Annotated in this window: 8 protein-coding genes and 1 pseudogene; 7 read left to right on the forward strand and 2 right to left on the reverse strand. The window is 66.4% G+C overall.

Annotated elements, in window-relative coordinates; genetic code table 11:
- Positions 1 to 494 (reverse strand): helix-turn-helix domain-containing protein (locus tag Q1J95_RS12750; protein WP_300268135.1); only part of this gene is annotated, 494 nt, incomplete at its 3' end.
- A 105-nt stretch (positions 495 to 599) separates the two neighbouring features.
- Here Q1J95_RS12750 and Q1J95_RS12755 point away from each other — a divergent pair.
- From Q1J95_RS12755 to Q1J95_RS12765, 3 genes are read left to right on the forward strand one after another with little or no spacing between them, the layout of a single operon-like run.
- On the forward strand, positions 600 to 1,388 hold the full coding sequence (locus Q1J95_RS12755; protein ID WP_300268137.1) for a CoA transferase subunit A: 789 nt from the start codon (positions 600 to 602) through the stop codon (positions 1,386 to 1,388).
- A 1-nt stretch (position 1,389) separates the two neighbouring features.
- Positions 1,390 to 2,043, forward strand: coding sequence for a CoA transferase subunit B (locus Q1J95_RS12760; RefSeq protein ID WP_300268139.1), 654 nt, complete (start codon positions 1,390 to 1,392; stop codon positions 2,041 to 2,043).
- Positions 2,040 to 3,218 carry an acetyl-CoA C-acetyltransferase gene (locus Q1J95_RS12765; RefSeq protein WP_300268140.1) on the forward strand — a complete coding sequence of 393 codons (1,179 nt, stop codon included), beginning with the start codon at positions 2,040 to 2,042 and terminating at the stop codon, positions 3,216 to 3,218. Before Q1J95_RS12760 ends, Q1J95_RS12765 begins: the two co-directional genes overlap by 4 nt.
- A gap of 39 nt (positions 3,219 to 3,257) precedes the next feature.
- On the opposite strand, the gene Q1J95_RS12770 is transcribed toward Q1J95_RS12765, so the two are convergent.
- Positions 3,258 to 3,539 (reverse strand): hypothetical protein, encoded by a 282-nt coding sequence (locus tag Q1J95_RS12770; protein WP_300268142.1) that lies wholly within the window; start codon positions 3,537 to 3,539, stop codon positions 3,258 to 3,260.
- 55 nt (positions 3,540 to 3,594) lie between these two features.
- Between Q1J95_RS12770 and Q1J95_RS12775 the strand changes: the two genes are divergently transcribed.
- The 4 genes and pseudogenes from Q1J95_RS12775 to Q1J95_RS12790 form a co-directional block, all read left to right on the forward strand.
- Complete coding sequence (locus Q1J95_RS12775) at positions 3,595 to 4,821, forward strand: MFS transporter (RefSeq protein WP_300268147.1); 1,227 nt, start codon at positions 3,595 to 3,597, stop codon at positions 4,819 to 4,821.
- Positions 4,822 to 4,863: 42 nt separating this feature from the next.
- The gene (locus Q1J95_RS12780; RefSeq protein ID WP_300268143.1) at positions 4,864 to 6,276 is read left to right on the forward strand and encodes a trehalose-6-phosphate synthase; all 1,413 of its coding nucleotides are present in this window, start codon (positions 4,864 to 4,866) and stop codon (positions 6,274 to 6,276) included.
- A gap of 37 nt (positions 6,277 to 6,313) precedes the next feature.
- Positions 6,314 to 7,114 (forward strand): trehalose-phosphatase, encoded by an 801-nt coding sequence (gene otsB / locus Q1J95_RS12785; protein ID WP_300268146.1) that lies wholly within the window; start codon positions 6,314 to 6,316, stop codon positions 7,112 to 7,114.
- 9 nt (positions 7,115 to 7,123) lie between these two features.
- A pseudogene (locus Q1J95_RS12790) lies at positions 7,124 to 7,301 on the forward strand (dihydroxy-acid dehydratase); the annotation flags it as partial.

Here is a 7,301-nt window from a genome sequence, read left to right on the forward strand (position 1 = left end):
AAATAGGCATCCACATCGTGGTCGGGCAGAAACGACAGGATCGCGAGTCCGGCGCTGGCGACGCCGAGCGGAAATCGAACGCCCTCGCTGAGCACGAAGGAGCGGATCGGGAACGAGCCTTCCTCGCGCAGGAGACACACGGTCTGGTCGGCGCGCCGCACCGAAAGGAATGCGCTCTCCTCCGTCTTCACCGCGAGTGAACGAACGATGTCGCGGGCGAGGGCGGTGACGTCGTACCGGGTCGCGGCCACGGATCCCATGAGAAACAGCTCGGGTCCGGGCATCCACCGGGCGCTCGTCTCGTCGCGGTCGACAAGGCCCTCTGCGCGCAGAGCACTGAGCAGGCGGTGCGCGGTGGATCGTGACAGTTCGGCGCTCTGGGCAAGATCACGCAGACTCACACCATGCTCGCCGCCCGCCGTCACCAGCCGAAGCAGGTTTGCAGCGCGCGCCACCGCCTGGGTGCCGGGAACAGTGCGAGCCGACGTGTTCATAATGTGGACGCTATCGGTGATGATGTCCACATCGCAAGACCCGGGTTAGCCCACAGATGCTCCGAGGCGGATGCTGGAGACAGACGTCATACGAAGGAGTGCTAGGTGATCGACAAACAATGGGCATCGGCAGCGGAAGCCGTCGCCGATATTCCGGATGGATCCTCGCTGGCTGTGGGCGGGTTCGGGCTCTCAGGAAACCCGATTGCTCTGATCGAGGCGCTGCTCGCTCAGGGAACGACAGACCTCAGCGTCGTCAGCAATAACTGCGGCGTCGATGACTGGGGGTTGGGCGTGCTGTTGAATGCGCAACGCATCCGCAAGATGACCTCGTCGTATGTCGGTGAGAACAAGGAGTTCGAACGGCAGTTCCTCTCGGGCGAGCTCGAGCTTGAACTGACCCCGCAGGGCACGCTGGCGGAGAAGCTTCGCGCCGGTGGTTCCGGTATCGCCGCGTTCTACACCCAGACCGGCGTCGGCACCCAGGTGGCAGAAGGAGGCCTTCCGCGTCGCTACAACCCGGACGGCTCGATCGCCGTGGCGTCGCCCGTGAAAGACATCCGCACCTTCGACGTGAACGGCACACCCAAGGAGTTCGCTCTCGAAGAGGCGATCGCCACGGACTTCTCGCTCGTCCACGCGGTCGCCGGCGACCGGCACGGAAACCTGGTCTTCAACAAGGCGGCACGCAACTTCAACCCGCTCGCTGCCATGGCCGGGCGCATCTGCATCGCGCAGGTCGAAACGCTGGTGGAGCCGGGAGAGATCGACCCCGACCGCATCCACCTGCCGGGGGTCTTCGTGCATCGCATGGTCGAGGTCGGCACCGACATCGAAAAGCGCATCGAGCGCCGCACCGTCTCGCAAGCGCACACGACGAAGGAAGGAGCCTGAGATGGCACTGACACGCGAGCAGATGGCCGAACGCGCCGCCGCCGAGCTCAGCGATGGTTCCTACGTCAACCTCGGCATCGGCCTGCCCACCCTCGTCCCCAACTACGTGCCGGACGGTATCAACGTCGTCCTGCAGTCGGAGAACGGCATCCTCGGCGTCGGCCCCTACCCGACCGAAGACGCGGTTGACCCTGACCTGATCAACGCGGGCAAGGAAACGGTCACGACCCTTCCGGGAACGGCGTTCTTCGACTCTGCGACCAGCTTCGGCATGATTCGCGCGGGCAAGATCGACGCCGCGATTCTCGGCGCCATGCAGGTGTCGGCCGCCGGGGACCTCGCAAACTGGATGATCCCCGGCAAGATGGTCAAGGGCCCCGGCGGCGCGATGGATCTCGTCCACGGCGCACGGCGCCTGATCATCCTCATGGAGCACGTTGCGAAAGACGGCTCGCCCAAGATCGTGAATGAATGCTCGTTGCCATTGACCGGACGCACGGTCGTGCACCGCATCATCACCGACCTCGCCGTCATCGACGTCACCGACGCGGGCCTGGTGCTGGTCGAGACAGCGCCGGGCGTCAGCGTGCAGGAGGTCATCGATGCCACCGAGCCGGAGCTGACCGTCTCGGCTGATCTGAAGGAGCGCTCATGAGTGACATCGTCATCGTCGCCGCGGCACGCACGCCGCAGGGGCGGCTGAAAGGCCAGCTCGCCTCGTTCAGCGCACCGCAGCTCGGCTCATTCGCCATCCGAGGAGCACTGGAGCAGGCATCCGTCGACGCCGCCGCCATCGACGCGGTCATCGTCGGGCAGGTGCTCGCCGCCGGTTCCGGGCAGAACGCTGCGCGTCAAGCGGCGATCGGCGCGGGAATCGGCTGGGATGTTCCCGCGCACTCGGTGAACAAGGTCTGTCTGTCCGGGCTCACCGCCATTATCGACGCGGCACGGATGATTCGAACCGGCGACGCCACGACCGTGGTCGCGGCCGGGATGGAGTCGATGACGCGCGCTCCGCACCTGCTCGTGGGATCGCGAGACGGCTGGACGTACGGCAGCGTCGAAGTCCTTGACCACATGGCCTACGACGGACTCACCGACGCCTACGACAACGAGAGCATGGGCGCATCGACCGAACGGCACAACGAACGTTTCGAACTCACGCGCGAAGCGCAGGATGCCGTGGCGGCCCTGTCCCACCAGCGTGCGGCGGCAGCGACCGACGCCGGCGTGTTCGATGCCGAGATCGTCTCGGTCGAGGTGCCACAGCGCCGCGGGGACGCTGTCATCGTCACGAAGGACGAAGGCATCCGTCCGGACACGACCACGCAGTCCCTGGCGAAGCTGCGCGCCGCGTTCGCCGAGGGTGGGTCGATCACGGCGGGAAACTCCTCGCAGATCTCCGATGGCGCCTCAGCGGTCGTGGTGACCACCAGGGACAACGCCGAAGCCCGTGGCTGGCCGATGCTGGCGACGATCGGCGCGAATGGGCAGACGGCGGGGCCAGACAATTCTCTGCAGGCCCAACCGGCGCGCGCCATTGAGCGTGCGCTCGAGAAGCAGGGGATCACCGCAGCCGACCTCGACCTTGTCGAGATCAACGAGGCGTTCGGGGCCGTGGTCGCACGCTCACAGACCGAGCTCGGCGTCTCGAGCGACATCGTGAACGTCCATGGCGGCGGGATCGCCCTCGGACACCCGATCGGTGTGTCCGGCAACCGGCTCGTCGTGCATCTGGCTCATGAGCTCGCCCGACGGGGGAGTGGAACGGCTGCGGTCGGACTGTGCGGCGGCGGCGGTCAGGGTGAGGCGCTGATTCTCACCCGCTGAACACCCCATACGCCGGGCGCCTGGGGAGGCAGTGCGGTCTCAGCGCTTCTGCGCCGCCTTCAGCTGCTTCTCCAGGCGCTTGGCGTCCTTCTTCGCGCGCTTGGTCTGCGCCGGCGCCAGCGGTGAATCCTCGTCGACCGGGATGCCCTTCTCCTCACGGCGCATGTCGATCACAGCACCGATCGCGAGCGCGGCCGTGATGCCCCAGCTCAACCACGCCAGCACGGCGCGCCAGGTGATCGGCGTCTCGCGCGTGCCGCGCAACAGCGAGATGCCAGCGGTGATCGCTCCGATGAGGCCGGTGCTGAAGAGATAGCGCATGCTTCCAACCTACATTCGCTCCGGCGGCGCTCGGTAGACTGGACCGTTGAGATTCATGACCCCGGCGCCCACACCACCCCAGACGAACCTGCTCCGCGAAGCAGGCCTGCCGTACTTCGTCGTCGCCTTCGTCGCCCGTCTGCCATTCGCGATGATGGTCGTCGGTGTGCTCACGGTGGTCGTCGCCGCGCGAGAATCGCTGTCGCTCGGTGGGCTGACCTCGGCAGCGGTCGGTGTCGGAACGGCGTGCTTCGGACCGCTGCTGGGCGCCGCCGCTGATCGCTTCGGTCAACGCCCGGTGCTGGTCATCCTCGCGATCGCCAACGCCGTGATGCTGCTGGTGTTCACCTCTGCCGTGTACACAGCCTCGGCCGATGCCTACGTGCTCATCGCCGCCTTCGGCATCGGGGCGACGGCTCCGCAGGTCGCCCCGTTATCGCGCTCGAGGCTCGTGTCGATCATCACGCAGCGCATACCGGAGCCAGCGCGCGCCCGCACAACCTCGTCGACGATGGCCTACGAATCGGCAGCTGACGAGACGGTGTTCGTCTTCGGGCCCTTCATCGTCGGCGTGCTCGCCTCATGGATCGCGCCGTGGGCGCCGTTGGTCGGGGCGGCAGCGCTGACGGTGCTGTTCGTGGGCGCCTTCGCGCTGCATCCGAGCGGCCGACACATCTCGCATGAGCGTGATGCTTCGGGGCGCGCGCCGTCGCGAGCGCGTGAGTTGCTGCGCCCGCAGCTGCTGGTCGTGGTCGTCGGCATCCTGGGCGTCGGCCTCTTCTTCGGAACCATGCTGACGGCGCTGACCTCCTTCATGGACGATCGCGGCGTGCCCGAGCAGGCAGGACTGCTCTACGGCGTCATGGGCGTCGGATCCGCGGCGCTGGCGCTGGGAGTCGCCTGGTTGCCACCGCGATTTCTGCTGCACCAACGCTGGCTGTGGTTCTCAGGAATCCTGCTGTGCGGAACGCTGCTCGTGCTGATCGTGGATGCGCCATCATCGATGATGTGGGCGCTGGCTGTGATCGGGATCGGCATCGGCCCCACCCTGGTAACGCAGTACAGTTTCGGTGCCGCGCGCAGCCCGCTGGGACGCTCGGCGACGGTGATGACCATGCTCGGCTCGGCCGTCATCGTCGGGCAGTCGCTGGGGGCTGCGGTCACGGGCGCTGTTGCCGAGAACCTCGGCACCCGCTGGGCTCTCGTTCTTCCGATCGTCGCCGCGGCGATCACGGTATCCGCCGGTGTCGTCAACGTCTTCTACAGTCGCATTCAGCGGTGAACTCGGTACCCTAAGGGCACAGACCGCCGATGAAGGAGCCCTATGACCGCTTACGAGTTCGTTGTCGTCGCCAACAGGCTCCCCGTCGACCGCACGGTCGGTGACGACGGCTCGGAGGCCTGGCGCACGTCCCCGGGTGGCCTCGTTGCGGCGCTCGAGCCGGTCATGCGAGCCGTCGACGGCGCCTGGGTGGGATGGCCGGGCCAGCCTGACGTCGAGCTCGAGCCGTTCACCGAGCACGGCATCCGCCTTGTTCCCATCACGCTCAGCGCGCAGGAGGTCGAGGAGTTCTACGAGGGTTTCGCGAACGACACGATCTGGCCGCTCTACCACGACGTGATCGCGCCGCCGCAGTACCACCGCGAGTGGTGGGATGCCTACGTCACCGTGAATCGGCGATTCGCTGAGGCCGCGGCATCCGCTGTCAAAGAGAACGGCACGGTCTGGGTGCACGACTATCAGCTGCAGCTCGTGCCCGAGATGGTGCGCTCACTGCGTCCTGACGTCACGGTCGGTTATTTCCACCACATACCCTTCCCGATGCACGGACTCTACGCGCAGCTGCCGTGGCGTGATCAGGTGCTGCGCGGCCTGTTGGGCGCCGACGTGGTGGGTTTCCAGCGACCTCAGGATGCCACGTACTTCCTCGCGGCTGTCCGTCGGAGGCTGAAGTATGACGTCAAACAAGCGACCGTCGCTGTGCCGACGCCGGACGGGCACCGCAGGGTGATCGCCAAGGCCTTCCCGATCTCCATCGACACCTCGCCATACCTCGAGCTCATCGCCAAACCCGAGGTGCAGGTACGGGCGGCTGAAATACGTCACAGCCTCGGAAACCCGAAGAAGATCCTGCTGGGAGTCGACCGGCTCGACTACACCAAAGGCATCCGTCACCGGATCAAGGCCTACGGCGAGCTGCTCGCCGAGGGGCGTCTCAACGTCGAGGACGTCACGTTCATTCAGGTGGCGAGCCCCAGCCGCGAACGGGTGGATGCGTATGTGCATCTGCGTGATGAGATCGAACTCGCCGTCGGACGCATCAACGGCAACACCGACACCGTGGGCCATTCCGCCATTCGCTATCTGCATCAGGCGTTTCCGCGCGAAGAGATGGTGGCGCTGTATCTCGCGGCCGATGTGATGCTGGTCACAGCGCTGCGCGACGGGATGAATCTCGTCGCCAAGGAGTACATCGCCACGCGCGCAGACAACCGGGGCGCTCTCGTGCTGAGCGAGTTCACCGGAGCCGCCGACGAGCTTCGCCAGGCGGTGCTGGTGAATCCGCACGACATCGAGTTCCTCAAAGACGCGATCATGACGGCCGTGGAGATGCCCCCGACCGAGCAGTCCCGGCGGATGCGTGCGCTGCGTCGCCGCGTGCTCGAACACGACGTGAGCGCGTGGTCGTCATCGTTCCTGGAAGCGCTGGCGTCATCTCGATCCACGCGCTCGTGAGAGGCTGGTGGCGACCGATCTGACGAGGAGAATCGCTGTGACCCGCACCTGGAACCCCGAAGCCGTCGACGAGGCTGTCAGGCAGATCGCAGCGACGCCGCGGCTTGTGGTCGCGCTCGATTTCGACGGCACGGCATCGCCGCTGGTTCCCGAGCCGATGGCCGCGCGGGCGCTGCCGGAGGTGACGGCCCAGCTCGAGCGTCTCGCCACGCTACCCGACACGTTCATCGCGTACGTCTCTGGTCGAAGCATGCACGATCTGCAGGAGATCACCGAGCACACCCCGGCGTCGGTCGTGGCGCTGGCCGGCTCGCACGGCGCGCAGTACTGGTTCCCGGGCGGCGACGCTCACAGCGATGAGCTGGAAGACTCTCCCGAAGGTGAGTCAAAGCAAGCGCTGTGGGCGGCTGCTCAGCCGATCGTCGACCGTTACGCCGGTGTTGGTCTTGAACCCAAAGCGTTCGGGATGGGCATTCACACCCGAAGCGCGACCCCCGAGGACGAGGCGGCGGCCTTCACCGAGATCGACGCGCTCGTCGCGGCTCGGTTCCCGCACTGGCGCCGCCGCGTCGGGCACCGTGTGCTGGAGTTCTCGTCACGCCTGGAAGGCAAGGATGCGGCGATTCACCGGCTGCGCGAGCACTTTGCCGCGACGGGTATTCTCTTTGCCGGCGATGACGTGACAGACGAAGACGCCATGCGCGTCCTGCAGGCGGGTGATCTCGGGGTGCGCGTCGGTCCGGGGGAGTCTGCCGCTGCCCTTCGTGTGGACACTCCACAACAGATCGCGGCTCTTCTGGAGGTGCTCGCGTCCGAGCGAGCCTCCGGACGGGAATAGACTGCCGTCATGTCATCGCAAGATCCTTCTTCATCCGCGCCCGTAGACATCAAGCCCCGCAGCCGCGTCGTCACCGACGGCATCGAGGCTACGACATCTCGAGGCATGCTCCGTGCCGTCGGAATGGGCGACGCCGACTGGGACAAACCGCAGATCGGCATCGCGTCCAGCTGGAACGAGATCACCC

Origin of the sequence: Microbacterium sp., assembly GCF_029263575.1 — a bacterium.
In the GTDB taxonomy this organism is placed as follows: domain Bacteria; phylum Actinomycetota; class Actinomycetes; order Actinomycetales; family Microbacteriaceae; genus Microbacterium.